This is a genomic window from Streptomyces sp. NPDC001100 (genome assembly GCF_053598575.1).
Window position 1 is genome coordinate 85024 of the sequence record NZ_JBSFKO010000008.1, and the last position, 26607, is coordinate 111630.

Below are 26607 nucleotides of genomic sequence, written 5' to 3' on the forward strand. Positions count from 1 at the left end.
AGGTGAATTCGACGGCGTACCGGGAGGTGTGTTGGATCACCTTGGCTCACCTTGGGTCCGCATCCGGTCCGCGTCCGGTCCGTGTCCTACGAGGTGAACTCGTCCGCCACGGACAGCGCCGTGTCCAGGGCGGCGAGGCCCTCCTTCAGCTCGGCCTCGGTCACGTTGAGCGGCGGGACGACGTGGGTGCGGTTCATGTTCACGAACGGCCACAGCCCCTGCTGCTTCGCGGCGGCCCCGAACGCGGCCATCGCCGCGTTGGCCTCACCGGCCGCGTTGTACGGCACCAGCGGCTCGCGCGTCTCCCGGTCCTTCACCAGCTCAAGCGCCCAGAACATCCCGACGCCCCTCACCTCACCGACACTCGGGTGCCGCTCCGCCAGCGCCCGCAGCGCGGGCTCCACGACGGTCGTACCAAGGGTCTTCGCATTCTCTACGACACCCTCCTCGGCCATGACGTCGATCGTCGCGACGGCCGCGGCACAGGCCAGCGGATGCCCGGAGTACGTCAGGCCGCCCGGGTAGGCCCGCTTGCCGAAGGTGTCCGCGATCGCGCCGGAGATGGCCACCCCGCCGAGCGGCACGTATCCGCTGTTCACGCCCTTGGCGAAGGTCATCAGGTCCGGTACGACGCCGAACAGGTCGGCCGCGAACCACTCACCGGTCCGCCCGAACCCGGCCATCACCTCGTCCAGGACGAACACGATCCCGTACTTGTCGCAGATCTCCCGCACCCCGGCGAGATAACCCGGCGGCGGCACCATGATCCCGGCCGTCCCCGGCACGGTCTCCAGCACGATCGCGGCGATGGTCGCGGGCCCCTCGAAGGCGATCGTCGTCTCCAGGTGCTCCAGCGCCCGCGCGCACTCCTGTTCCTCGGTCTCGGCGTAGAAACGGGACCGGTACAGGAAGGGCGCCCAGAAGTGCACGACCCCGGCGGCGGCACCGTCACTGGCCCAACGGCGCGGATCCCCGGTGAGGTTGATCGCCTGCTGCGTACCACCGTGGTACGAGCGGTACGCCGACAGCACCTTCGGCCGCCCGGTGTGCAGCCGGGCCATGCGAACGGCGTGCTCGATGGCGTCGGCACCGCCATTGGTGAAGAAGATCTTGTCCAGATCCCCCGGCGTCCGCTCCGCGATCAGCCGGGCCGCCTCCGACCGGGCCTCGATCGCGAACGCGGGCGCGAAGGTGGTGAGGGTCGCGGCCTGCTCCTGGATCGCGGCGACGACCTTCGGGTGCTGGTAGCCGATGTTCGTGTAGACGAGCCCACTGGTGAAGTCCAGGTAGCGCCTGCCGTCGTAGTCCCAGAAGTACGACCCCTCCGCGCCGGCCACGGCGAGCGGGTCGATGAGCTCCTGCGCGGACCAGGAGTGGAACACATGCGCACGGTCCGCGGCCTTCACGGCGGCGCCGGCCTGGGGATTGGGCTGAGGGGTCATGACGGCGAGCGTAAATGTCCGCGATGCGGAAAAGGTATCGGCGGTCTGTCTGCGGGACGGGGCGAGACGCGACAGTGTGTCGACATCGTCCGGACTCGGCGCTTGTCGGGCCGGTCTTTCTGCTCGATGCTGAATTCCAGGTGGCCGTTGTGCACCCGGCCTGTCGCCGCATCGCTGGTTGCGCGCTGGCAGAGCTCCTCTGACGCAGTTCTGGAACGCACGGACATGACGGGGGGTGGCAGTTGCCGCTCACAGATCCTGCTCTTCAGCGCCGCAAGCTCCGTGACCGGTTGCGTAGGCTCCGGGAGTCCGCGGGTTTCACACAACGCCAGGTGGCCGACGAGATGGAGTGGTCCCTCTCGAAGATCATCCGCATCGAGACGGGGACGGTCGGGATCTCGATCACCGACCTGAGGGCGCTGATCGGCTACTACGGAGTTGGCGACCCGGCCGAGTCGAGCACCCTGATCGGTATGGCGCGTGCCGCTAAGGAACGGCCGTGGTGGGACCGCTACCGGGGCAAGGCGGACCCGGCGTTCCTGCTGTCCCTGGGATACGAGGGCGCCGCCTCGATCATGCGCAGCTTCGAACCCTCGCTCGTCCCGGGGCTGTTACAGACCGAGGAGTACGCCCTGGAGGTGCTGAGGGTGGTGGAGGCCCCCGATGTGGAGACGCTCGTGGAGTTACGTCTGGAGCGGCAGGAGCGCCTGCTGCGGCCGGACGGCCCGGAGATGCACTTCATCATCGACGAGAGCGTGATCACCCGGGCGGTCGCGAGCGCCGCTGTGATGCGCCGACAGATCAGACGCCTCAAGACACTCGTCGATCACCCCAAGATCACCCTCAGGATCCTGCCCTTCGAGGGGGGCCTGCACAAGCATTACAAGACGCCCTACGTCCTCTACGAGTTCGAGGACCCCGAAGAGGACTTCGTGCTCTACCTGGAACAGGACACCCAATCCGTCATACGTGAGGGACAGGGCTGGGCCGACTCGGATGCTCCCGCCCGCTATCTGGAGTCGTTCTTCGGCATCGAGCAGCTCGCCAAGAGAGATGCGGCCGAGGGGCTACTCGGTCTCGCCCTCTCACGGCATTCGGCGCCGACGGAGAGCCCTCATCCGGATCAGACCGACGGGAACGCCCCACCGGACACTCCGGATACTCCTTGAGCGGAAGTCGAGGCGACGGTGCTGACGAAGTCCGTCCAACTGCCCTGGGAAAAGCTCAGAAGGAAAGCGTTACTGTTCTTGGAATCCCGAACAAGAACATCGCTGCCGAGGGCGACTTCGACGCAATTCCCTGTCTCGCTGGCACTGGATTTGCGAAACAATGCTGGCGGTACGACAGGTTGGTTCATCGAGATCTCCGGCGCATCGATCTGGGCATGACGGACGACCCCTGGGCCGAGAGCCGAGCGAGCGGGGCACCATGGTTTACCACAAGCCGGGTTGGCAATGCCATCTGGCGTGGCCAGGGGCCTCTCCGGTATACCTCGTTCCGCTTGCCGTGGGGTGCCATCCGGCTCAATGGCCGTCCGCCACCTGGCTCTATGCATATGCAGGGCTGCGCCGGTAGCTCTGCGTACTCGCAGCCGAGCGCGGTGAACCCCGTATCCTGGCTTAGCGCGTCACAGCTTTTGGAAAATGGGCGATCTGACACTTGGCAGATCGCTTCCGGGCTCGGATACTGAAGGCAAGAGGTATCCGTTGTCCCGTGTTGGCGGACAGCGAGCGGTTCGCAGCGGCTACTGCGGGCCGGTGAGTGAATCGTCCTGATGATCCCGTTTTGCTGGAGTTGTCGGGGCGATTCGCTCCTCCTTTTTCGTTGAATGCGCCCCCTGCCGCCCTGGCGAAACAGAAGACCGTCATGTGAAAATTGCATTGCCAGGGCGTTGCGCTTCTTTCGATCGAATGGGCGCTTCCCTTTGTCCCCTGCTGAATCAATTCGCGGGGAAGGGGGTGAAACACATGTATGGAGTGCTGGGCAAAGTCGTCACCGAAGCCATGCAGAGCTGGTCCAAGACCGCGCGCCTGTGCCTGCTGGTAGTCGTGATAGCCGTCGCGGCGGCAGTGGCGTTCCGGCTTCAGGGGTGAGTCTCTGCCCGTTTTCACGAGCCGACGGATACCTCTTTCGTCCGTGGCCGAGCCAGTTGACAGCACGCTGCTTCCCGGCAGTGTGCTGTCGGCTGTTGCAGACCTCCTCCTGCTGCTGCCGAGCCCGGCTCCGCCGTTACGGAACCGTAGACACCGCTCCGGCCGTCTCGTCGATTCCCCGCACTATTCTCGGTCTGTCGCGGAGCGCAGGGGTGTGGCCGGGGCGTGACCGGGGATTTCAGGGGAGGCGGCGCGGTCGTGGAGAAACTCGGGGCGGCCGATCCGCAGCGGATCGGGGCGTATCGGCTGTTGGGCCGGCTCGGCGCCGGGGGCATGGGGCAGGTGTACCTGGCCCGGTCGGACCGGGGGCGCACGGTCGCCGTCAAGCTCGTGCGGGAGGACCTGGCCGCGCAGGAGGAGTTCCGCGCCCGGTTCCGGCAGGAGGTGCAGGCCGCGCGGCAGGTCGGCGGGCACTGGACCGCGCCCGTCCTGGACGCCGACACCGAGGCCCCGGTGCCGTGGGTGGCCACCGGGTACGTCGCCGGGCCGACCCTGCAACAGGTCGTCGGCCGCGACCACGGAGCACTGCCCGAGCGTTCGGTACGGATCCTCGCGGCCGGGCTCGCGCACGCGCTCCAGGACATCCACGCCGCCGGCATCGTCCACCGCGACCTCAAACCGTCCAACGTGCTGGTCACCATCGACGGCCCCCGCGTCATCGACTTCGGCATAGCGCGCGCCCTGGAGACCGAGGTCGGCGACGGGCTCACCCGCACCGGCTCGCTCGTCGGCTCGCCCGGATTCATGGCGCCGGAACAGGTGCGGGGCGACCGCATCACCCCGGCCTGCGACGTCTTCTGCCTCGGCTCCGTCCTCGCCTACGCCGCGACCGGCACCCTCCCCTTCGGCAGCGCGAGCAGCGGTGTCCACGCGCTGATGTTCCGCATCGCCCAGGAGGAACCCGACCTGACGGGCGTCCCCGAGGGCATCGCCCAACTGATCCGCGACTGCCTGCGCAAGGACCCGGCCGCCCGGCCCACCCTGGACCGCATCCTCGACCGTACGGGCGCGGAGGACACGGTCTCCGGGGGCCGCTCCCGTGACCCCTGGCTGCCGAGCGGCCTGGTCGCCCAACTCGGGCGCCACGCGGTGCGGTTGCTCGACACGGAGGATCCGCAGACGGCGGAGCGGGTCCAGTTGGAGAAGAGCACTCCGGTGGTACGGGCCCTTCAGTCCCGGGCTTCCGAGCCCCTGGCCCTGGAGGCGGCTCAGGGGACCACGCCTGACACACCTCCCGTACCAACTACACCTCCCGCGCCCGCCACATCTCCCGCACCAGCTACACCTCCCGCACCAGCTACAACTCCCGCACCCGCCACGCCTGCACCTCCTGAACCCGCGTCCGCATCCCCCGCGCCCGCATCCGGATCCCCCGCCTCCGCGTCCGCACCCCTCGCGCCCGCATCCGCATCCGCATCCCCCGCCTCCACACCCCCCGCACCCCCGTCCGCGGAGCCCGCCCCCTCCGCCGTAGAACACCCCGTCGTCTCCGAGGCCTCCCCCGAACACGCCCCCGCCTCCGACGACTCCTCCCCGCCGCCCCCCGCGCCGGCGGACAGCGGCGCGCCGACCACCCACCTCCCGACGGTGGTCGAGAGCCAGGCCGGACCCACCGGGACACCACCCCCGCCCACCCCGCACCCGGCCTACGGCCACCCGCAGCAGCACCCCCAGCCCGCCCCCGGTTACGGCTCTCCGCAACCACCCGCGCAGCCCGCCCAGCCCGCCGCCGACTACGGCTACCCCCAGCTCCCCGCCCGGCAACTCGTCGGCTGGGGCGGGCAGGTGCCGTACAACCCCTACCCCCACAACCCCAGCCTCGGCTCCACCCCGCCCTACGGCCCGGGCCCCTACCTGGAACCCCAGGAGCCGCGCCGCAGCAAGCGGTCGACCGCGCTGCTCGTCGTGGTCGCGCTGGTCGTCGCGCTGGGGGCGGGCGGTTCGGTGTACGCGCTGATGAAGGGCGGCGGCAACGGCAGCCGTACGGCGGCCGGTTCGGGCGGCCGGGCCACCAGCGCCGCGCCCACCAAGCCGGGTCCGACCACCGGCGAACCGTCGACAGCGACATCCCCGTCCCCCTCGGCGACACCGTCCGGCGCCGACGCCGTACCGAGCGGCTATCTGGGCACCTGGAACGCGTCCATCGACAACTCCACCGGCCACAACACCCGCCAACTCACCATCGAACAGGGGAAGGTGGGGGACCCCGTGCTGAAACTGGTCGCGGACGGCCCCGGCTACCACTGCGTGTTCAGCGCCGACCTCACCCAACGGCCGGGCGGCGACGGCCCGTTGCGGATCGGTGCCTCCACCGTCACCTCGGGACAGCCGCTGTCGTCCTGCAGCCCGGGCGCGGCCAGCGAGGTCACCCTGCTGTCGGACGGCACGCTCCAGCGGGTGAACACCGACAACGGCGAGAAGCTGACGTACACGAAGTCGGGCTGAAGTCCCTTGATCCCGTGAGGTCCGGCGCCCGCATCCGTGCGCTCCCGCTCACCTCACCACGGCTCCGGCGGTCGCATCCGTGCGCTCCCGCTCCCGCTCCCGCTCACCTCACCGCGGCTCGGGCGGTCGCTGCCGTGGCATGTTGGGCCGGCTGCCGCCGCCCGGTCCGCCCGGGCCCGGTGGCATCGGGAACCTGCCGTGTACGACGGCCCCCTCCTGCCGCCCCCCACCGGTCACCGTCGACTGGATGCCCAGCGGTGCCGAACCGGTCCGGAACTCCACCATCCAGTCGGCCGTCTCCATCCGCACCAGCTCCGTCACGTCCTCCGAGAAGCGCCGCAGCACCCCCAGGCACCGGTCAGCGGCCTCGCTCGCCGTCCCGTCGGCCGGCCCCAGCACCTCCCGTACGCCCTCCGACGCCCAGTCGAACTGGAGCACCTGAAGACGCCGCTGTACCGCCTGCGCCGTAGCCACGTCCCTCATCCACCCGGACGTCATCCCGAAGAGCCGGTCCCCGGCCACGCACGCCGCCCCGAGCAGCAGCGCCAGATAGCCCCAGGCGGCCAGCCCGGCCACCACCCCGGTGAGGTCGAGCAGCGGCAGCCCGGCTCCGACGACCGCGCTCAGCGCCGCACCCGTGCGCAGCACCCGCGCCCCGCGCCGCTTCCACACCCGGTCCGCGAGGTACCAGGCCGCCGTCTCCAGCGCCCCGCGCTCGACCCACCGGTACAGCTCGTCCAGCCGGGCCGCGGGCTCGCCCCAGTCACCGAGCGGAAACGCCCGCCCGGCCAGATCGCCACCCTCGGGCTGAATCTCCGGCTGACCCACCCGGCACTCCCTTACGTTGTGTGACACCTGATGCTGATGTGCCGGATCCTTCCTACCGCCCAATGGGTGGCGAAGGCTCCGGTTTCACCTCTTTTCCGCCCGGAAGTGGGTCTTGATCAGGTATAGGACGCGGTAAGGACTCACTCGAAAGAGTGCTGAAGCGATGACTGCTCGGACCACGTAGGCTCGTGCCGAGCGGGGAAAAACCTCGCCCGGACAGCCGTACCCCTGCCCGAACCCCTGACTGACAGCCGTACGAAACCAGGAGCTGATCGTGATTCCCGGTGGTGGCCAGCCCAATATGCAGCAGCTGCTCCAGCAGGCCCAGAAGATGCAGCAGGACCTGGCGAACGCGCAAGAGGAACTGGCGCGGACCGAGGTCGACGGACAGGCCGGCGGCGGCCTGGTCAAGGCCACCGTCACCGGTGCCGGCGAGCTGCGCGCACTGAAGATCGACCCGAAGGCGGTCGACCCCGACGACACCGAGACGCTCGCCGACCTCATCGTCGCGGCCGTCCAGGCGGCCAACGAGAACGCGCAGACCCTCCAGCAGCAGAAGCTCGGCCCGCTCGCGCAGGGACTGGGCGGCGGCGGCAGCGGTATCCCGGGTCTGCCTTTCTAAGACGACCCGCGGCCAACTACGGTACGTACGTACATACCTCCCGCACGATCCCGAGGAAGGGCAGGCAGTCCGTTGTACGAGGGCGTGGTCCAGGACCTCATCGACGAGTTGGGGCGGCTCCCCGGCGTCGGTCCCAAGAGCGCGCAGCGGATCGCCTTCCACATCCTGCAGGCCGAGCCGACGGACGTCCGCCGGCTCGCGCAGTGCCTGATGGAGGTCAAGGCGAAGGTCCGCTTCTGCGCGACCTGCGGAAACGTTGCGCAGGAAGAGCTGTGCGGCATCTGCCGCGACCCGCGCCGCGACCTCTCGGTGATCTGCGTGGTCGAGGAGCCCAAGGACGTCGTAGCGGTCGAACGCACGCGCGAATTCCGGGGTAAGTACCACGTCCTCGGCGGCGCGATCAGCCCGATCGAAGGTGTCGGACCGGACGACCTGCGTATACGAGAACTTCTCGCGCGGTTGGCCGACGGTACGGTCACGGAGCTGATCCTTGCCACGGACCCGAATCTGGAAGGCGAGGCCACGGCCACGTACCTCGCCCGCATGATCAAGCCCATGGGCCTCAAGGTCACCCGCCTGGCCAGCGGCCTCCCGGTGGGCGGAGACCTGGAATACGCGGACGAGGTGACCCTCGGCCGCGCCTTCGAGGGGAGACGACTCCTAGATGTCTGACGCCACACTGCATGCCACCGCGCAGGACCCGGACGACTTCGCGGTCCAGATCGCGGACCAGGTCGAGAGCTTCCTGGTGGCCGTGTCGGAGGTAGCGAAGGGCGAGGACCCCGACTCCGCGGTCCCCTTCCTCCTCCTGGAGGTCTCCCAACTCCTGCTCGCGGGAGGCCGGTTGGGCGCACACGAGGACATCGTCCCCGACGAGCGCTACGAGCCCGACCTGGGCCCGGAGCCGGACGTGGACGAACTCCGCGAGCGCTTCGCGGTGATGCTGGAGCCGATCGACGTCTACTCGGAGGTCTTCGACCCCTACGAGCCGCGCAAGGCCCCGGTCCCGGCCCGCATCTCCGACGACCTCGCCGACCTCATCACCGACCTCCGCCACGGCATGGCCCACTACCGCGCGGGCCGCACCACGGAGGCCCTGTGGTGGTGGCAGTTCTCCTACTTCTCCAACTGGGGCTCCACGGCGTCGGCGACGCTGCGTGCACTCCAGTCGGTGGTCGCGCATGTGCGGTTGAACCAGCCCCTTGCGGAACTCGACGGCCTCGACACCGACCAGAGCGTCATGGGCGACGAGACGCTGGAGTTCGAGGCGGGCGCGGTGATGGCGGAGGAGATCGCGGGGCCGTTGGGGATCAGGCCGGTCAAGTAGGGCTTTTCCACGGCACGTTTCCAAATGGCCTGCGGCGGGGGTGTTGTGGCCGCTGACGGAGCCACTGCCTGATCTTGGGCGGGAGCCTCGGGTGGACGGGGCGTTGGTCAGGATCACGGATCCGGGGTGGGTGCCGCCTGCGGGAGTTGAGCCTGTCGGATGGGGCCGGATCGACGGCTCGGTGGTCAGGGACGAGCGGTTGAGGTGTGTTCCGGTCGGCTTTCCCCGTTCGGAGGTGCGGGACGGCATCCGTGACACCAAGGAGATCTGCGGCCACATCGAGACGCTGACCGGGTTCAAGTCCGGTGGTCTGATCGCCGCGTACGTCGACGAAGTCGCCGTCCTCGGCAGGCCGGACGAGAAGTCACGGTGGGCGGGAGCGTCGGGCGGGGCGTTGTTCGCGCGGGGTCGGCTTGTCGGGGTCGTGGCGACCTACCGACAACGGGACTACGACGGGGACCAGTTGACGGCGGTGTCGGTGGCGTCACTGGCGGCGCGGCCCGGGTCTGTTGCGGCGGTGGGGGAGCAGGTTCCGGAGGACGCTACGGCTGCCGGCAGTGAAGGCCCACCGCGTACGGCAATGATGTACGACGTCGAAGTTCCGCCGGGTGTGAACAACTTGCTGGAGCTGGAGAGTCCTCGGCTGGATCACTCACGTCGAGAAGCGCTTCGAATCCTGGCCAGTCCCAACACAGCGTGCCGAGGTCTCCGCAGCTCACCCCGGAGCTTGAGCCCCGGGCTTCGAGCTCTTTTCTTGGGTTCTGGGCTGGGTGAAAACAACCCAACCAACCAAGCCTGTACGTGAGTTGAGGGGGGTTTAACCCGAACGGGTGACGTTCCGTGATCAGCTTGCGCTGCAACGTAAAGCCGCTCTAGGTTCGCGGCAAACGAGCAAATAGATCGGCCCCGGTCGGTGCGCCAACACCGGCTCCGGGGCCTGGACCTACAGATCGAATCGAGACTTCGACCGTGGTTTACACGCAGCCTAGCCCCGCCCTGCCGTCCCCGTCGCACCCCATGGCCAAAACGGGCTACGGAAAACGCGCCACGGGTGACGAAGACCCGCACGCGGACCCGGACTTCGCACATCTGAGCCCCCGCGACGCCGAGTTCGCCGTCTTCATCGACCACCTCGACAACGGCCACGCCATGGGCCACAAGGTGATCGCGGCCGAGCATCCCCGTTACGGCCAGCAGGCCTGCCGTACGTCGCTCAAGAGCCTCACCGAGGCCGGCCACCTGCGCTGGATCAAGGAACACATCACCGTCGAGGACAACTCGATGCGGTGGGTGACGCGGACGTACTGGTCGCGTACGCCCAGGTCGGCGCAGTGGTGGGCCGAGTTCGCGCGGGAGCGCCACGGCAGGGACGTAACGCACGACTACCAGCCGGGCCTGGCGAGGACGGAAGACCCGACCCCGACCCCGACCCTTGCGCCGGAGAGCGACAGCGAGAGCGAGATCGACGGGACGCCGGCGCCGGACCCGACCCCGGCGCCGGACCCGACCCCCGAGCCCAGCGCCGCGTACCGCGCACTCGCCCAACTCCGCACCGCAGACCCCCGTATGTCCCTCTCCGAAGCCGAGTGCCGCGCCCTCGAACCCCTCGCCGCCGAGTGGCTGACACGAGGCGCCACCCCGGCCGGCATGGCCCGCGCGCTGACCGACGGACTGCCACCCACCATCACGAACCCGGGCGGACTGGCCCGCAACCGATTGGAGACGAAGATGCCCCCGAAGAAGAACGACGCCGCCGAGACCCGCCCCCTCCGCGCCCGTGTGACCCGCGTGCTCATGGCCTGCGCCACCTGCGACGCCGACGAGCGGACGGCGAAGATCGTCAACGGCATCTGCGAGGAATGCCGCGCGGAGCCGGATCTGAGCGAGGAGGAGATCAAGAAGGGGTTCGAGGAGATCGCCTACCTGGGAACCACGACGGCCCGCTTCCTGAAGCAGAAGCTGGAACGCCGCACGGGCGGGCCCGTCCCCGACACGTTCCGCCCCGTGCTGATCGAGGACCGCGTCCACTACCACTACCGCGACAACCGCGACCGCATCGCGAACGGCCTCCCGCCGAGGCGGTGGAACCCGTGACGGTCGGGAAGCGGCACGGAGGAGAGGGCGGCGGCGTATGAGCGTGCAGGAGGTGCCGGTCGGGCGCTGTGGAGCCGAGGGTCACAACCCCCAAACCCCCTTCCCCACCGCCGTCACCCCGCCCGCCAGCGCCAGCGTCAACACCAGTGCCCGCGCCCGCGGTTCGGGTATCCGCCCCGCCAGCCCCCGCCCGATCACCCCGCCCACAACCATCGCCGCGCCGACCGCCACCCACCGCGCCCCGCTCAACGACGGCACCCCGTTCGCCGCCACCGAGAACGCGTTGACGATGACGCCGTAGAACTGCGCGTTCGGCACGAACTCCCGTACCGTCCAACCCGCGTTGACCGCGTAGAGGGAGATCGGCGGACCGCCCACCCCCGCCGCCGCGTTCATGAAACCGCCTGCCGCTCCCGCCGCCACGGCACCGCGAGTACCCCGAAGTGCCGGCACCCGGGCGCCCTTCATCACCAGCAGGACAGCCACCGTCACCAACCCGCCCATCACCAACAGGAGGACGGGCGGCGGGAGTTGGCGGGTCATCCACGCCCCCGCCGGCACCGTGCACACCGCCGCCGCGCACAGCGGGACCATCGCGCGTGCCCGGACACTGCGCCAGCCGCCCGCCAGGCCCACGACGCTGATCGCGCCGGCGGCGCAGTTCGCGAGGACGACCCCCTGCGTCGGGCCGAGCAGCAGTACCAGTGCCGGTACGGCCACCAGCGCGAAGCCCATCCCCGTCAGCCACTGGACGGAAGAGCCGAGCAGGACGATCGCGGCCAGCAGTATGTCCCCCGTCATGGGGCAACATCATCCAGGGGCGGGGTGCAGCCCGCTACACCCTCACTTCGGGACTGGGCTCCCTCGTTGCGGACCTGCGGAAACGGGATCGTTGGACGCATGAAGAACTTCCTCTCCTCCAAGCCCGTCCTCTGGTTCCTCTTCCTCTTCAACCTGGCCGTCGCCGCAGTCGCACCCTTCGTGGTCGACGGAACGCAGGGCGTCATGACCGCCGTCGGGATGGGGGTCGTGTCGCTGGGCGCCGGTGTCAGCCTCGTCCGGGACCGTGGTCAGTCGGCGACAGCGCGTTAATTGGAGCAGCCCTTCCTCGCCCCTGTACGTCCGCTGTACGGGCGCTAACCGGCCGAAAGCCAGTCTGGAGTCATCCCAAAAGGCACCAGTACAACTGGAGTTGAGATGACCCGCCGGTCCATCAGTAAGCGTGCAGCCGTCGTCACCGTCACCACCGCCCTGGCCCTCGGCACCGCCGGCACCGTCGCCGCGACCGCCGGGCCCCAGCACGATGCCAAGCCCTCCAAGAAGCAGATAGCCGCCCTCTTCGACGGCTGGAACGCCGCGCTCAAGACCGGTGACCCCAAGAAGGTCGCGGACCGGTACGCGCCGGACGCCGTACTGCTCCCCACCGTCTCCAACAAGATCCGCACCGACCGCGCGGAGATCGTCGACTACTTCGAGCACTTCCTGCCGAACAAGCCGGTCGGCAAGAAGGTCGAGACGATCGTCAACGTCCTCGACAGCAACTCCGCGATAGACACGGGCATTTACGAGTTCACGCTCACCGATCCGAAGACCGGCGCCAAGCGGGTCGTCGAAGCCCGTTACACCTACGAGTACGAGAAGCGCGGCGGCAAGTGGCTGATCGTCAACCACCACTCCTCGGTGATGCCCGAAGGGTGATCGCGACAACAAGTCCTCCGCCGGGCGCGTCCCGCAGCGTCACCGTGCCGCCGTCGTCCGTCACCAACTGGCGTACGACGGCCAGGCCCAGGCCCGAACCGGTGCGCCCGGTGAGGCCCTGGCCGCGCCAGAAGCGGTCGAAGGCGCGGGACTTGTCCGCGTCGGACATGCCGGGGCCCTCGTCCGTCACCGTCAACTCGACCTCGTCGCCCCGGGATTGGGCATTCACGGTGATCTTCGCGCCGTCCGGTGACACCTCCAGGGCGTTCGACAGCACGTTGTCCAGGACCTGTTCGAGATGACCGGGACTGGCCAGCACAAGCGGCCGGCCGTCGGCAAAACTCCCCCTGAGCGCGATCTCGACCCCGCGCTCGTCGGCGGCCGGTCTCCACACCGAGAGGCGTTCGGCCGCGATCTCCCGCAGCGGCAGCGGTTCCGCCGCCGTCACCTTCGCCTCGGCCCGCGCCAGCACCAGGAGACCGTTGACGAGGCGGCTCATCCGGACCACTTCGGCCGTCGCCTGGTCGACGTCCTCCCGTACGAACTCGTCGTCCACGCCGTCCGCGATGTTGTCCAGCGAGAGTCTCAACGCCGTGAGCGGGGTGCGGAGTTGGTGGGAGGCGTCGGCCACGAAGATGCGCTGCGAGGCGATGAGGGTGTCCAGGCGCTCGCCCGCCTGGTTCAACGTCCTGGCCAGCGTCTGCGTCTCGTGCGGGCCTGTCACGGGCGTACGTGCCGTCAGGTCGCCGTCGCTGAACTTGCTCGCCATGTCGTTGAGTTGGCGCAGGGGGCGGGTGAGGCGGCGGGCCACGAGCGCGCCCAGGCCGGCCGCCACCGCCAGGACCGCGAGAGCGAGGACCGCGCGGAAGCCCCAGATCTGCCAGAGCCGCCGGGTCAGGTCGGAGGTCGGGTACGTGATGCGTACGGCGCCCACCGTCCGGCCGTCGCGCTGCGCCGGTGCCGTCACCTCCAGCTTCCCGTCGCCCCAGTGCGTCGCGGTCTTCGCCTGTGCGGCGGGCAGTACCTCGGCCGTGCCGGGGGTCTCCTGCGCGTACGCCACCACCATGCGGTCCAGGGCGGCGCGCGAGGCGGCGTCGCCGCTCAGCAGCAACGCCATCGTCTTGGCCTCGCGCCGCACCGACTGCTCGGTGTCGCCCCGGAGTTGGGCGGTCAGCGTGAAGGCGACCGGTACGGTGAACGCCGTCAGCGCCACGGCCACGAGCAGGACGTAGCTGACGATCAGCTGCCGGATCATGAGGCCGGGGGCCCGTCGACGATCTCCAGGCGGAAGCCCACGCCCCGTACCGCCTCGATCGTGATCGCGCCCGCCAACTTCCTTCGCAGCGCGGCCACATGGACGTCGAGTGTCTTCGTCGGGCCGAACCAGTTCGCGTCCCAGACCGCTTCCATGATCTGCTCGCGCGACATCAGCGCGCCCGGCTCCTCGGTGAGGAACGACAGCAGGTCGTACTCCTTGGGGGCCAGCGGCACCTCCTCGCCGTCGAGGCGGACGCGGGCGGCCTTGCGGTCGACGGTGAGGCGGGCGCCGTACGCGTCGGGGCCGGCGGCCTCGGCGGCCGCGCGGGGCTGTGCGCGGCGCATCACCGCCCTTATGCGGGCGATGACCTCGCGGACACCGAACGGTTTCGACACGTAGTCGTCGGCGCCCAGCTCCAGGCCGACCACCCGGTCCGTCTCGTCGCTGCGCGCGCTGATCACGATGATCGGGACGTCGCCGCGGGCGCGCAGCGCCTTGCACACGTCGAGGCCGTCGGTGTCGGGCAGGCCGAGGTCGAGCAGGACGACGTCGTAGGGGGCGGAGTGGCTCAGCGCCGCGCCGCCCGTGGTGACCCAGTCGACCTCGAAGCCGTAGCGCAGCAGTCCGCGGCGGAGCGACTCGGCCACGGGTTCATCGTCTTCCACCAGAAGTACGCGCACACGGCGCACCTTAGTGCGGGAAACCCCCGTCTCGGCCGTCACCTGTGACGCTCGGCACTTTTCCCGCACCCTTGGATTGGGCATGCGCTGACCTGGGCGTCCGAATCTCACCATGCGATACCTGGGAAGGGAATTTCGGGCGCTCGTTAAACTGAGCCGACACACCAGGACTGAGCGAGGAGCGCACGTGGGCCTTGTCGTGCAGAAGTACGGAGGCTCCTCCGTAGCCGATGCCGAGGGCATCAAGCGCGTCGCCAAGCGAATCGTGGAAGCGAAGAAGAACGGCCACCAAGTGGTCGTCGTCGTTTCCGCGATGGGCGACACGACGGACGAGCTGATCGATCTCGCCGAGCAGGTATCTCCGATGCCCGCCGGGCGTGAGTTCGACATGCTGCTGACCGCCGGAGAGCGGATCTCCATGGCACTGCTGGCCATGGCGATCAAAAACCTGGGGCACGAGGCCCAGTCGTTCACCGGCAGCCAGGCAGGCGTCATCACCGACTCGGTCCACAACAAAGCCCGGATCATCGATGTCACGCCGGGGCGCATCCGGACCGCGCTGGACGAGGGCAACATCGCCATCGTCGCCGGGTTCCAGGGTGTGAGCCAGGACAAGAAGGACATCACCACGCTGGGGCGCGGTGGCAGCGACACCACCGCCGTCGCGCTGGCCGCCGCCCTCGACGCCGAGGTCTGCGAGATCTACACGGACGTCGACGGGGTGTTCACCGCCGACCCGCGTGTGGTGCCGAAGGCGAAGAAGATCGACTGGATCGCCTTCGAGGACATGCTGGAGCTCGCCGCATCCGGCTCCAAGGTGCTGCTCCACCGCTGTGTGGAGTACGCCCGCCGATACAACATCCCGATCCATGTGCGGTCCAGCTTCAGCGGACTTCAGGGCACGTGGGTCAGCAGTGAGCCGAAGCAAGGAGTCCAGCAGGTGGAGCAGGCCATCATCTCCGGTGTCGCGCACGACACCTCCGAGGCCAAGATCACGGTCGTCGGCGTGCCCGACAAGCCGGGCGAGGCCGCGGTGATCTTCCGGACGATCTCCGACGCCCAGGTCAACATCGACATGATCGTGCAGAACGTGTCGGCGGCCTCCACGGGTCTGACGGACATCTCCTTCACCCTCCCCAAGGCGGAGGGCCGCAAGGCCATCGACGCCCTGGAGAAGAACAAGGGCGGCATCGGCTTCGAGTCGCTGCGCTACGACGACCAGATCGGGAAGATCTCGCTGGTGGGCGCCGGGATGAAGACGAACCCGGGCGTCACCGCCGACTTCTTCACCGCCCTCTCCGACGCGGGCGTCAACATCGAGCTGATCTCGACCTCCGAGATCCGTATCTCGGTGGTCACCCGCGCCGACGACGTCAACGAGGCCGTCCGCGCCGTGCACACGGCGTTCGGCCTGGACTCCGACAGCGACGAAGCCGTCGTCTACGGAGGCACCGGCCGCTGATGGCCACCACCGGAGCGACCGTGCGTCCGACGCTCGCCGTTGTCGGAGCGACCGGGGCCGTCGGCACGGTCATGCTCCAGATCCTGTCCCAGCACGCGGACATCTGGGGCGAGATCCGCCTGATCGCCTCTCCGCGCTCGGCCGGCCGCAAGCTGGCCGTGCGCGGGGAGCAGGTCGAGGTGGTGGCCCTGACGGAGGAGGCCTTCGACGGGGTCGACGTCGCGATGTTCGACGTACCCGACGAGGTCTCCGCCCAGTGGGCGCCGGTCGCCGCAGCCAAGGGCGTGGTGGTCGTCGACAACTCGGGCGCCTTCCGGATGGACCCCGAGGTGCCCCTGGTGGTCCCCGAGGTCAACCCGCACAAGGTGCGCTGGCGACCGCGCGGGATCATCGCCAACCCGAACTGCACGACCCTGTCGATGATCGTCGCCGTGGGCGCGCTGCACGCCGAGTTCGGGCTGCGCGAGCTGGTGGCGTCGTCGTACCAGGCGGTCAGCGGGGCCGGACGGGCCGGCGTGGACACCCTGCGCCAGCAGCTCGCCCTCGTGGCCGGCACGGACCTGGGCACCAAGCCCGGTGACGTGCGCCGGGCCGTCGGCGACAACACCGGGCCGTTCCCGGAGCCGGTGGCGCTGAACGTCGTACCGTGGGCCGGGTCCCTGCGCGAGGACGGCTGGTCCTCGGAGGAGATGAAGGTGCGGGACGAGACCCGCAAGATCCTCGGCCAGCCCGCGCTGCCGGTCGCCGTGACCTGCGTGCGCGTTCCCGTGGTCACCACGCACTCCCTCACCGTCCATGCCCGCTTCCAGGGCGAGGTCACCGTCGACAAGGCGCGCGAAATCCTTGCTACGGCTCCGGGCGTCGTCCTCTTCGACAATCCGGCCGCCGGGGAGTTCCCCACCCCCGCCGACGTGGTGGGCACCGACCCGACCTGGGTGGGGCGGCTGCGGCGGGCGCTGGACGACCCGACGGCGCTCGAACTGTTCGTCTGCGGGGACAATTTGCGCAAGGGAGCGGCCCTCAATACGGCACAGATCGCCGAGCTGGTGGCGCGGGACCTCGGGTGAGAACCGGACCCGTCAACTCCGCCCGGTCGTAAATCCGCTGGCCAGTGGCGCAGGGGTTTGTAGGATCACTGTGCGCGATGTGGCCGGATTAATGGTTGGGACCACTTGAATCCAGCCACCTCCGCATCCGAAGATTTCACTCCCCGCTTCCCGCAACCGCGCGGTGAGCGGGGAGCGTCTTTGCGGACGCCCTTCAGCGGGCGCGGGGATGCGATGAGGGGCGTGGGGACGCCCCTGACTTTCGTGACACAGGGGAAGAGCGGGTAGGCATGAGGGTGTTCGACGCACTGTCGGTTGTGCTGCCTGACACCAGACGGGTGGGTGGACTGTTTGTTTCGTCTGACATAAATGTGACGGTCGACGCGTACAACCCCCAAGGGGGGAAGCGCGTCCAACTTGCGTGGCTCAGGTACTCGACTTCACTGCGGCACGCGGCACGGCCCTACGGCCTCCGCGTGGATCCCGTGCGCCCGGCGGCATGCCGGTGATCGCGCCGATGCCCGCAGCGCGGCCCGCCCGCATCCCGAACCAGCGCGAAGGTGTCGACGACACCGTCGCGGCCGGAACGACGGTCGACCACCTCACCGAGACCTATCGGGCGCACTACCGCTCGCTGCTCGGCCTGGCCGCGCTCCTCCTCGACGACACCGCCTCCTGCGAGGACGTCGTCCAGGAGGCGTTCATCCGGGTCCACTCGGCGCGCAAACGTGTCCGTGACCCCGAGAAGACCCTGGCGTATCTGCGCCAGACCGTCGTCAACCTCTCCCGCTCGGCCCTGCGCCGCCGCATCCTCGGCCTCAAGCTCCTCTCGAAGCCGATGCCGGACATGGCCAGCGCGGAGGAGGGCGCCTACGACCAGCTGGAGCGCGACTCCCTCATCAAGGCGATGAAGGGCCTGCAGCGCCGCCAGCGCGAGGTGCTGGTCCTGCGCTACTTCGCGGACATGACCGAGGCGCAGGTCGCCGAGTCGCTCGGCATCTCGCTGGGCTCGGTGAAGGCGTACGGCTCGCGCGGGATCGCCGCCCTCCGCGTCGCGATGGAGGCGACGGCATGAGCGACAACGTCGACGGGAGCGGCGCGCGCGAACGGCGCGAGCCGGAAGTCCGGCGCGGTCCGACCTGGGCGCGCAGGGAAGAACCGAACGCATCGCACGCTGGGAACGGAATTGTGAACCACGGCCCCGACGAACAGAGCCCCACGGGGCCGAGCCTCGACGGGAACTCCGGAGGTGCCTCCGGTGGCGCCCCCGGAGGGGAGAACCCCGAGAACCCGGACACCTCCGAGAACCGCGCGGGCACCGGGAGCCGCGCGGGCACCGAGAACCCCGAGACCGTCGAGGGGCGCGACCCCGAAGGATCCGGGGGACCCGGGGGATTCGCCGGGCTCGCCGCGCAGCTCGGCGGACTCGGCGACCACGACCCCGAGGGATTCGCCCCGGACGAGCTGGCGCTGCGCCGCCTGCTGCGCCAGGCGGTCCAGGAGGTCGAGCCGCGCGACGGCACGCTGGAGCACCTGCGCAAGGCGGTGCCCGCCCGCCGGGCCCGCAAGCGCCAGGCCGTCGTCGGCATGGCCGCCGCCGCGCTCTTCTTCGGCACCGCCATCCCGGCCCTCGTGCACGTCTCGAACTCGACCGGTTCGGTCGACCCGTCCATGGCGGGCAACAGTTCACAGGCCCAGGGCGGCACCAGTCAGGGCAAGAACCCGGACGGAGGTTCCAGCACCTCGGGCGGCTCCTCCGGGCAGACGTCGGGACAGAATCCGGGCGGCCACAAGAACGAGGGCGGGAACAAGAGCCCGGGCGCCGGCACGGTGAGCGCCAACCCCTCGTCCAGCACCGGGACGGCCGCGCCCATCTGCACCGCCACACAGCTCGGCTCGGCCACCTCGTCCGTGGCCGCCGCCGACTCGGGGGGCGTTGTCTACGGCACGTTCACCGTCACCAACACCTCCGGCACCAGCTGTACCGTCAGCGCCGCCGGCACCGTGGGATTCTCCCCGCTGGGGGCGGCCGAAAGCGCCAAGATCTTCGCGACGCGGCACACCGCGGGGGACATGGCGGCCGGCCTGCCCGACCCGTCGACGGAGCGCGCCGAACTGGTGCTGCTCCCGGGCTCCGCCTACCAGGTCAAGTTCGCCTGGGTGCCATCAGAGACGTGCCCCACCAGCAGTGGCGGCAACAGCGGCGGCACCACCAGCGGCGGCACCACGGCCAGCCCGTCGCCCTCGGAGGACACCAGCACGAGCAGCGGTTCCACGGCCGGTGACACCGGCACGTCCACCCAGCTGCTCCCCGAGGACGGCACGCTCGACGGCAGCGTCCAGGTGTCCCTCACGGCGGAGGGCGGCTCACCGACGACCTCGACCGTCGTCCCGAACGCGTGCGCGGGGACGATCTACTGGACGGGCCTGCTGTCGGGGTCGTAGGACGGCCGCCGGTCGCGCGTTCCGGTGGCCGGGTTCACGGGGGACCCAGGGCGCGTCAGACGGTGACGCGGGCCGCCTGCTCGCTCTCGTCCTCCGGCAGCAGCCCCAGTTCCGCGTCCCGCGCGAACTCCACCTCGCGGCGCAGCAGCCGGAACCACATGAAGACGACGAAGCCCGCGAAGACGAACCACTCGCCGGTGTAGCCCAGGTTCTGGAACGCCTTCAGGTCCAGGCCGGTGTTCGCGGGCGCGGTCGCCGGTACGGCCGTCATCCCCGAGTCGGCCCTGTCGAGCGTGATCCACGCGTCGTACACGGGGTAGGGCACCAGGTTCACCAGTGAGGCCGCGCTGATCGCCGCGGTCTGGCCGGACGGCAGGCCGCCCTGGGCGCTGACGCCGTTGTCGCCGGGGGTCTCGGAGGCCTGGAGCGAGCCGGTGACGGTGATCTCGCCGGTCGGCGCGGCCGGTGCTTTCGCCGCGTCGGGCGTGCCGGGCAGCCAGCCGCGGACCACGGGCAGCGCCTTGCCGTCGTCGGTGCGCAGCAGGGTGAGGACGTAGTAGCCGTTCTTCCCGTCCAACTGGCGGTCGGGGACCAGGAGTTGCTTGCCGTAGCGGCCGGTCGCGGTGGTCTGCCGGCCTGACGTGCTCTGGTCGACCGGCAGCAGTTCGGCGAGCGGGCGGGCGGTCTCGGTGCGGTCCGTCGCGACCTGCTTGGTGGCCTGGTGGCTGCTGTCCACGCGCGCCTGGAACCGGCTCAGCTGCCACGACCCCATGAAGATGCAGAAGGGGATGGCGAGCAGTACGAAGACGTTGATGCCCCACCAGCGCGATGTCAGCAGAAACCGGTACACGCCTTCCACGGTACGGGGCCGTCGCGAGGGCCCCGGCCCGGGGGTGGGCCCGAAGGTTCACCGGCCGTCGGCAATGCTCCGACCGGGTCTTGGTCGAAGTTATCCACAGGCTGAGGATCCAGTCAGTGCAATGTCTGTGAGGGCGGGCAGTATGGGGCCATGACTGAGAGCAACGGGTCCGCGTACACACCGGACTGGGAGAAGCGCTTCAGGGCGCCCCGAGTGTCCCTGCCCGACTGGGCGGAGGACGCACCCGACCGTTCCCTGTTCGTGTCGAACGCGACAGGGACGTATGAGCTGTACGCCTGGGACCGGGCGACGGGCGAGCAACGCCAGGTCACGGACCGGCCGAACGGCACGACGGACGGTGTGCTCTCCCCGGACGGGGAGTGGATCTGGTGGTTCGACGACAAGGACGGCGACGAGTTCGGCGTCTGGCGCCGCCAGCCCTTCAAGGGCGGCCCCGACGAACCGGCCGTCCCCGGCCTCGAACCGTCCTACCCGGCCGGGCTGGCCCTCGCGCGGGACGGCAGGACCGCCGTCGTCGGCCGCTCCACGGACGAGGACGGTACGACGATCCACCTCGCCCGCACCGGCGACGAGACCACGCTGATCTACCGCCACCGCGAGTCCGCGGGCGTCGGCGACCTCTCGCACGACGGCTCGCTGATCGCGATCGAGCACACCGAGCACGGCGACGCGATGCACTCGGCGCTGCGCGTCCTGCGCCCGGACGGCACGGCGGTCGCCGACCTGGACGACACCAAGGGCGGCACCGAGGAACTGGGCCTTGAGGTCCTCGGCTTCGCACCCGTGGAGGGCGACACCCGGCTCCTCATCGGGCATCAGCGGCGCGGCCGTTGGGAGCCCCTGGTGTGGGACGTGGTGAAGGGCGGGGAGACCGACCTGGCCCTGGACCTGCCGGGTGACGTGAGCGCCGAGTGGTACCCGGACGGCTCGGCCCTCCTCATCGCGCACAGCTTCGAGGCCCGCAGCGAGGTGTTCCGCTACGACCTCGCCTCGGGCGACCTGGAGAAGGTGGTGACCCCGCCCGGCACGGTCTCGGGCGCCACGGCCCGCCCCGACGGCAGCGTCGAATACCTCTGGTCCTCGGCCGCCGAGCCGTCCGCCGTGCGCTCGACGACCGGCGAGGTCGTCCTGGACCCGCCCGGCCTGAAGTCGCCCGGCTCGGTCCCGGTGGAGGACGTGTGGGTGGAGGGCCCCGGCGGCCGTATCCACGCCCTCGTCCAGAAGCCGGCCGGCGCCACCGGCCCGCTCCCCACGGTCTTCGACATCCACGGCGGCCCGACCTGGCACGACAGCGACTCCTTCGCGGCGGGCCCGGCTGCCTGGGTCGACCACGGGTACGCGGTCGTCCGGGTCAACTACCGCGGCTCCACCGGGTACGGGCGGGCGTGGACGGACGCGTTGAAGGTCCGGGTCGGCCTGATCGAGCTGGAGGACATCGCGGCGGTCCGGGAGTGGGCGATCACCTCCGGCCTCGCCGACCCCGCCCGGCTGATCCTCACCGGCGGCTCCTGGGGCGGCTACCTCACCCTCCTGGGCATCGGCACCCAGCCCGACGCCTGGACCCTGGGCATCGCGGCCGTCCCGGTCGCCGACTACGTCACGGCGTACCACGACGAGATGGAAGCCCTGAAGGCCATGGACCGCACCCTGCTGGGCGGCACCCCCGAAGAGGTCCCCGACCGCTTCGAGGCGTCCTCCCCGCTGACCTACGTCGACAAGGTCACGGCCCCCGTCTACATCTCGGCCGGCGTCAACGACCCCCGCTGCCCGATCCAGCAGATCGACAACTACGTCGAACGACTGGAGAAGCGCGGCGCCGTCCACGAGGTGTACCGGTACGACGCGGGCCACGGGTCACTGGTGGTGGACGAGCGGATCAAGCAGGTGAGACTGGAACTGGACTTCGCGGCAAGGCACTTGGGGGGAGTGGCCCCGGTGTCCGGCTAGCCGCGGGCAGTCGTGCCGCCGGGGCGGCACGGGTGGGCGCGGACGGCACCCCGCAGCGCCGGGTTGCGGTCCCACCCCCGGCCGACCCCGGCGCGGGGCGCCTGATCAGGTTGCGGCCCGGTCCCGCGGCCTGCGCCCCAGCAACTCCGCCAGCCCCCGCCGGGTAGCCGCAAGCACAACCCTGTCCGAGCCCCGCAGGACATACGTGTCGGGCAGTTCCCACACCAGCCCCGACCGCCGTACGTCCTCCGACGCGTCCCGGTTCGCCGTGTCCAGCGCCAGCACCCGCCACGACCCGGCCCGGAACGCCTCGGCGACCGTCTTCCCCTCCAGCTGGGGATGCCCACCCACGGTCATCGCCGCGAACAGCAGCACCCGCCGCTCGACGGGGATCGCGCCCAGGATCTGCCGCCCCATCATCGCCCCGGCGAACGCGGGCGCGGCCAGATGCGAGACACTCCGGCTCCGGGTGAGGGCACCGGGGTGGGCGGCGCGCAGGGTGCGGTACACGGCGGTCGCGAAGTCGTCGTCGTATAGCCGGAGCACGACGCGCAGATCGGTCCGCACGGAGCGGGCGTAGAGCACGGCTTCGAGGTTGGTGGTGTCGGAGCTGGTGACCGCGAGCAGGGCGTGGGCGCGGTGGATCTTGGCGGACTCCAGGACGCCCTCCTGGGTGACGTCCCCGAGGATCACCGGCACCCGCAGCCGGCGCGCGACCGCGAGACCGCGGGCCTCGGGGTCGGCCTCGACGCACACCACGGGGATGTCGAGTTCGCGCAGCCGGGTCAGCACCCGGGTGCCGATCTTGCCGAGCCCGAGCAGCACCACATGCCCGCCGAGCCCGCGCGGCGGCTTGCGCAGCGCGGACGCCGTACGGAACGTGCCGAGGGCCTCAAGGACCGCGGCCAGCAGCACCGGCAGCATCAGCAACCCGACGAGTCCGGACAGGAGTTGAAGGATCTGCCGGCCCAGCGGCGCCCCGATCGCGGGGTCGTCGATCGCGAAGAGATCGAGCAGCGTCAGATAGAAGGCCCGCACGGGATGGATACCGGTCACCAGCCACAGCGACACGGCGAGCGCGATCACGCACGCCACCATGCCCGCCAGCGACCAGCGCAGCCGCCGCGAGAAGAGGGAGGCGAAGGGCGGTACGACACCGCCCCCGCGCCCGCCCGGCAACTGCGGCCCGGCGTACGACACTTGTTCAAGAACGACGGTCCCGCGCCCGGTGGCCGAGGCGACGGCCGCCGCGTCGGGCAGCAGGCGCGGGCCCTGTTCGCCCATGCCCTCGGAGCCGTCCGCGCCGGCCGGGTCGCTGCTGGTGGCCGAGAGCAGGGCGAGCGTGGCCAGCCCCGGGTCGGCGACCTCGCCGGGGGCGGGCGGTGGCCGTTCCACCGCGCGCAGCAGCAGCCCGTCGGTCTGGACGACCTTGCTGGTGCCGGCGAGAGCGGTGGCGGCCAGCGCGGGCGCGGCGGTGTCGGCGTCGGAGAGGACGGTCGTGGACGCGTCGAGCCCGAGGCCGGTGCCGGAGCCCGTCCCGTCACCGGTCGCCAACGCGGCCGCCTGGTCGAGGAGTTCCTCGATGTGCTGGCCCAGGCGCCGGTTGTAGAGGCGGAGCACGAGCCGGATACGGGGGTTGAGGCGGCGGGCGGTGAGGGCGGCACGGATGTTGGTCTCGTCGTCGTCGTGCACGAGCGCCAGCGCGGACGCCCGCTCCACGCCCGCCTCCGCGAACACCGCCTCGGTCAGCTCGGGGACCTCCAACACCCGCTCCCCGCGCGGAGGTTCGGGGGCGGGCGGTACGCCGTTGCCGTTCGCCCTGGCCACCGCCGCGTTGACCCGGTCGCGCAGCGCCACCGAGGCCGCCCGCGCACGGCCCACGACCGGTGGCCGGGAGGCGGCTTCGGAGAGCGGTACGACGAGGGTGATCTGTTCGCCGTAGACGGTGCGCAGTTCGGCCGCGAGCCGGTGCGCGAGCGCGTCGTCGCCGCACACCACCATGTGCGCCCGGGGGGTGCCCGGCGGGGTCTGATGAGGAACGCTGCTCGCCACGAGGGGAAAGACTGCCCCAAGGAGGCGGGTGGTTCCAGTATTCCGCTGAACACCCGCGCCCCGGCTGCCGTATGCAGAGACAGGGAGCAAAACCCGCGAAACCCCGCACTTGCCGGAGGTAGCACACCCGTGGCCATCACCACCGAACCAGCCGCGCCGACCACGGAGACTCCGCCGACCCCGGAATCACCCCCGCAGCCGCACGCACCGGCCGAGGAGCCGCACGCACTGGCCACGGAGCCGCAGGCACCGCCCGAGGAGCCGCACGCACCGGCCAAGGAGCCGGGGGCACCGGCCAAGGACGGCTGGCAGCTCAACTCGCCGCTCGTGCTGACCATGGTGCTGCTCCTGGTGGTGCTGGCGCAGGGACCGATCCGTACGGCCCTGTCCGCGCCCGTGATGCAGAGCTGGATGACGGTGTTCGTGGCCGTGGTCGTGCAGGCACTGCCCTTCCTGGTGCTGGGCGTGCTGCTGTCGGCGGCCATCGCGGTGTTCGTGCCGGCCACGTGGTTCACCCGCGCGCTGCCGAACAATCCCGTTCTCGCCGTACCGGTGGCCGGGATGGCGGGCGCGATCCTGCCCGGCTGCGAGTGCGCGTCCGTGCCGGTGGCCGGGGCGCTGGTGCGCCGGGGTGTCACGCCGGCGGCGGCGATCGCGTTCCTGCTCTCCGCCCCGGCGATCAACCCGATCGTGCTGACCGCGACGGCGGTGGCGTTCCCGCGCAACCCGGAGATGGTCCTCGCCCGGTTCGCGGGCAGCCTGCTCGTGGCCTGTCTGATGGGCTGGCTGTGGACGCGGCTCGGCCGTACCGACTGGCTGAAGCTTCCCGCCCACGAGCCGCACGCGGGGGAGACGAAGGGGGCCGCGTTCTGGGGCTCGGTGCGGCACGACGTGATGCAGGCCGGCGGGTTCCTGGTGCTCGGCGCGATGTCGGCGGCGACGCTCAAGGCCGTGGCGCCCGCGAGCTGGCTGCGGACCGCCGCCGACAACCCTGTGGTGGCGATCCTCGCCCTCTCGATCCTGGCCGTCCTGCTGTCGATCTGCTCGGAGGCGGACGCGTTCGTGGCCGCGTCTCTCACCCAGTTCTCCCTGACGGCCAAACTCGCGTTCCTGGTGGTGGGACCGATGATCGACCTGAAACTCTTCGCCATGCAGGCGGGCACGTTCGGGCGCGGCTTCGCGATGCGTTTCGCGCCCGCCACCTTCGTCCTCGCCATCGCGGGCGCGGTCGTCACCTCGGCGGTGCTCCTGTGAGCCGGCAGGCACAGGCGGCCGTCCTGTTCCTGATCGGCACGGCCCTGCTGCACGCCGGCCTCACCAACCTCTACCTCCGCTACGTCAAGGCGGGCCTCCAGCCGCTGCTGCTGCTCTCCGGCGCGGTACTCATCGTGGCGGCACTGGCGACGGCCTGGTACGAGTGGCGCCGGGCGCGGGCGGAGAAGGCGCAGGCGGCGGCCCACGCGGAGGCGGCCCACGCGGACGCGGCTCACTCGGAGACCCACGCGGAGCCGGAGGGTGAGGGCCACGGCGGCCACGTACACCGCGAACCCCGCATCTCCTGGCTCCTGTTGCTCCCCCTCTTCGCCCTCATCCTGGTCGCCCCGCCCGCCCTCGGCTCCTACAGCGCGGTCCGCACGGGCACGGCCATCCAGCAGCCCTACGGCCTCTCCAAGCTCCCCGCCAGCAACCCGCTCACCATCGGCCTGGTCGACTACGCGACCCGCGCGGTCTACGACCACGGGCACTCCCTCGGCGACCGTCAGCTGAAGGTCACCGGCTTCGTGGCCCTCGACAAGTCCGGCGCCCCCTACCTCGTCCGCATGGCCCTCAACTGCTGTGCCGCCGACGCCCAGCCGGTCAAGATCGCCCTGACGGGCAAGATCCCGCCGGTCCTGCAGCCCGACACCTGGCTGCTGGTGACCGGCACCTACTCCGCCAAGCAGACCAAGGACCCCGTCAACAACCGCCCCATCCCCTACTTCCAGGTCACCGAGGCCAAGCCGGTCCCGACCCCGAAGGACCCGTACGACGAGAGCTGGAACCAGTGACGCGGTAGGGCCCGGGGCCGTAGGGGGCGGGCGGCCGGACCTCGTCTCCAGGCCGTGCCGCAGCCCGCGGGCGTACCGTGAAGAGACCGAGGATTTCTCGTGTGCCGGATCGCGCCGGTGCCGTCCTCGGCGAACGACGACGCCGGGGCGGACGTGTCCGCACCCGGGACAGGGCTCGCC

The 26607-nt window shown here is 70.5% G+C and carries 24 protein-coding genes; 16 read left to right on the plus strand and 8 right to left on the minus strand.

The features are described from left to right. Positions 1–86: 86 nt before the first annotated feature. Positions 87–1442 carry an aminotransferase class III-fold pyridoxal phosphate-dependent enzyme gene (locus tag ACWDEW_RS13855; protein WP_450512580.1) on the minus strand — a complete coding sequence of 452 codons (1356 nt, stop codon included), beginning with the start codon at positions 1440–1442 and terminating at the stop codon, positions 87–89. 290 nt (positions 1443–1732) lie between these two features. Here ACWDEW_RS13855 and ACWDEW_RS13860 point away from each other — a divergent pair, with 290 nt between their 5' ends. Continuing rightward, the gene (locus tag ACWDEW_RS13860) at positions 1733–2611 is read left to right on the plus strand and encodes a helix-turn-helix domain-containing protein (RefSeq protein WP_450512582.1); all 879 of its coding nucleotides are present in this window, start codon (positions 1733–1735) and stop codon (positions 2609–2611) included. On the opposite strand, the gene ACWDEW_RS13865 is transcribed toward ACWDEW_RS13860, so the two are convergent. Further along, positions 2566–2997, minus strand: a complete 432-nt coding sequence (locus ACWDEW_RS13865) for a DUF397 domain-containing protein (RefSeq protein ID WP_450512584.1) — start codon at positions 2995–2997, stop codon at positions 2566–2568. The genes ACWDEW_RS13860 and ACWDEW_RS13865 overlap by 46 nt on opposite strands. 412 nt (positions 2998–3409) lie before the next feature. On the opposite strand from ACWDEW_RS13865, the gene ACWDEW_RS13870 reads away from it, so the two are divergent. Then, positions 3410–3535 carry a hypothetical protein gene (locus ACWDEW_RS13870; protein WP_403644961.1) on the plus strand — a complete coding sequence of 42 codons (126 nt, stop codon included), beginning with the start codon at positions 3410–3412 and terminating at the stop codon, positions 3533–3535. 258 nt (positions 3536–3793) lie between these two features. Continuing rightward, positions 3794–6040 (plus strand): serine/threonine-protein kinase, encoded by a 2247-nt coding sequence (locus tag ACWDEW_RS13875; protein WP_450512586.1) that lies wholly within the window; start codon positions 3794–3796, stop codon positions 6038–6040. 108 nt (positions 6041–6148) lie between these two features. On the opposite strand, the gene ACWDEW_RS13880 is transcribed toward ACWDEW_RS13875, so the two are convergent. Further along, positions 6149–6868 carry an SLATT domain-containing protein gene (locus ACWDEW_RS13880; protein WP_450512588.1) on the minus strand — a complete coding sequence of 240 codons (720 nt, stop codon included), beginning with the start codon at positions 6866–6868 and terminating at the stop codon, positions 6149–6151. Positions 6869–7142: 274 nt separating this feature from the next. On the opposite strand from ACWDEW_RS13880, the gene ACWDEW_RS13885 reads away from it, so the two are divergent. The 4 genes from ACWDEW_RS13885 to ACWDEW_RS13900 all read left to right on the plus strand — a co-directional run bounded on the left by ACWDEW_RS13885 (position 7143) and on the right by ACWDEW_RS13900 (position 10911). Continuing rightward, positions 7143–7490 carry a YbaB/EbfC family nucleoid-associated protein gene (locus tag ACWDEW_RS13885; protein ID WP_200690759.1) on the plus strand — a complete coding sequence of 116 codons (348 nt, stop codon included), beginning with the start codon at positions 7143–7145 and terminating at the stop codon, positions 7488–7490. 72 nt (positions 7491–7562) lie between these two features. Next, positions 7563–8162 carry a recombination mediator RecR gene (gene recR, locus ACWDEW_RS13890; RefSeq protein WP_019070339.1) on the plus strand — a complete coding sequence of 200 codons (600 nt, stop codon included), beginning with the start codon at positions 7563–7565 and terminating at the stop codon, positions 8160–8162. Next, positions 8155–8817, plus strand: coding sequence for a DUF5063 domain-containing protein (locus ACWDEW_RS13895; protein ID WP_381245312.1), 663 nt, complete (start codon positions 8155–8157; stop codon positions 8815–8817). Before recR ends, ACWDEW_RS13895 begins: the two co-directional genes overlap by 8 nt. A gap of 1017 nt (positions 8818–9834) precedes the next feature. After that, positions 9835–10911 carry a hypothetical protein gene (locus ACWDEW_RS13900; RefSeq protein WP_450512591.1) on the plus strand — a complete coding sequence of 359 codons (1077 nt, stop codon included), beginning with the start codon at positions 9835–9837 and terminating at the stop codon, positions 10909–10911. A gap of 81 nt (positions 10912–10992) precedes the next feature. Here the strand turns inward: ACWDEW_RS13900 and ACWDEW_RS13905 are convergent, their stop codons facing one another. Beyond that, positions 10993–11712 (minus strand): TSUP family transporter, encoded by a 720-nt coding sequence (locus ACWDEW_RS13905; RefSeq protein WP_450512593.1) that lies wholly within the window; start codon positions 11710–11712, stop codon positions 10993–10995. A 99-nt stretch (positions 11713–11811) separates the two neighbouring features. On the opposite strand from ACWDEW_RS13905, the gene ACWDEW_RS13910 reads away from it, so the two are divergent. Then, positions 11812–12003: a hypothetical protein gene (locus ACWDEW_RS13910; RefSeq protein ID WP_019070330.1), complete on the plus strand. Its 192-nt coding sequence runs from the start codon at positions 11812–11814 to the stop codon at positions 12001–12003. Positions 12004–12108: 105 nt separating this feature from the next. Beyond that, positions 12109–12609: an SgcJ/EcaC family oxidoreductase gene (locus ACWDEW_RS13915; protein ID WP_450512595.1), complete on the plus strand. Its 501-nt coding sequence runs from the start codon at positions 12109–12111 to the stop codon at positions 12607–12609. On the opposite strand, the gene ACWDEW_RS13920 is transcribed toward ACWDEW_RS13915, so the two are convergent. Together ACWDEW_RS13920 and ACWDEW_RS13925 are read right to left on the minus strand one after the other, a co-directional pair. After that, positions 12575–13864 (minus strand): ATP-binding protein, encoded by a 1290-nt coding sequence (locus ACWDEW_RS13920; protein WP_450512597.1) that lies wholly within the window; start codon positions 13862–13864, stop codon positions 12575–12577. The two genes, ACWDEW_RS13915 and ACWDEW_RS13920, sit on opposite strands and share 35 nt — an antisense overlap. Further along, a complete protein-coding gene (locus tag ACWDEW_RS13925) occupies positions 13861–14547 on the minus strand; it encodes a response regulator transcription factor (protein WP_450512599.1) in 687 nt (228 codons plus the stop codon). The genes ACWDEW_RS13920 and ACWDEW_RS13925 overlap by 4 nt, the downstream gene beginning before the upstream one ends. A 187-nt stretch (positions 14548–14734) precedes the next feature. Between ACWDEW_RS13925 and ACWDEW_RS13930 the strand changes: the two genes are divergently transcribed. From ACWDEW_RS13930 to ACWDEW_RS13945, 4 genes are all read left to right on the plus strand, one after another. Further along, the gene (locus ACWDEW_RS13930; protein WP_450512601.1) at positions 14735–16009 is read left to right on the plus strand and encodes an aspartate kinase; all 1275 of its coding nucleotides are present in this window, start codon (positions 14735–14737) and stop codon (positions 16007–16009) included. Then, positions 16009–17076: an aspartate-semialdehyde dehydrogenase gene (locus ACWDEW_RS13935; protein WP_450512603.1), complete on the plus strand. Its 1068-nt coding sequence runs from the start codon at positions 16009–16011 to the stop codon at positions 17074–17076. The genes ACWDEW_RS13930 and ACWDEW_RS13935 overlap by 1 nt, the downstream gene beginning before the upstream one ends. 478 nt (positions 17077–17554) lie before the next feature. After that, on the plus strand, positions 17555–18130 hold the full coding sequence (locus tag ACWDEW_RS13940; RefSeq protein ID WP_450512904.1) for a SigE family RNA polymerase sigma factor: 576 nt from the start codon (positions 17555–17557) through the stop codon (positions 18128–18130). Beyond that, entirely contained in the window at positions 18127–19500 is a 1374-nt protein-coding gene (locus ACWDEW_RS13945) for a hypothetical protein (protein ID WP_450512605.1), read from the plus strand. The genes ACWDEW_RS13940 and ACWDEW_RS13945 overlap by 4 nt, the downstream gene beginning before the upstream one ends. A gap of 55 nt (positions 19501–19555) precedes the next feature. On the opposite strand, the gene ACWDEW_RS13950 is transcribed toward ACWDEW_RS13945, so the two are convergent. Next, entirely contained in the window at positions 19556–20350 is a 795-nt protein-coding gene (locus ACWDEW_RS13950) for an SURF1 family protein (protein ID WP_450512607.1), read from the minus strand. 159 nt (positions 20351–20509) lie between these two features. Between ACWDEW_RS13950 and ACWDEW_RS13955 the strand changes: the two genes are divergently transcribed. Further along, positions 20510–22327: a prolyl oligopeptidase family serine peptidase gene (locus ACWDEW_RS13955; protein ID WP_450512609.1), complete on the plus strand. Its 1818-nt coding sequence runs from the start codon at positions 20510–20512 to the stop codon at positions 22325–22327. Between the two features lie 105 nt (positions 22328–22432). Here ACWDEW_RS13955 and ACWDEW_RS13960 read toward each other — a convergent pair whose 3' ends face one another. Further along, the gene (locus tag ACWDEW_RS13960; RefSeq protein ID WP_450512906.1) at positions 22433–24328 is read right to left on the minus strand and encodes an NAD-binding protein; all 1896 of its coding nucleotides are present in this window, start codon (positions 24326–24328) and stop codon (positions 22433–22435) included. 180 nt (positions 24329–24508) lie between these two features. Between ACWDEW_RS13960 and ACWDEW_RS13965 the strand changes: the two genes are divergently transcribed. Both ACWDEW_RS13965 and ACWDEW_RS13970 read left to right on the plus strand, forming a co-directional pair. Then, complete coding sequence (locus ACWDEW_RS13965) at positions 24509–25633, plus strand: permease (RefSeq protein ID WP_450512611.1); 1125 nt, start codon at positions 24509–24511, stop codon at positions 25631–25633. Then, entirely contained in the window at positions 25630–26427 is a 798-nt protein-coding gene (locus ACWDEW_RS13970; protein WP_450512613.1) for a TIGR03943 family putative permease subunit, read from the plus strand. Before ACWDEW_RS13965 ends, ACWDEW_RS13970 begins: the two co-directional genes overlap by 4 nt. Positions 26428–26607 lie beyond the last annotated feature (180 nt).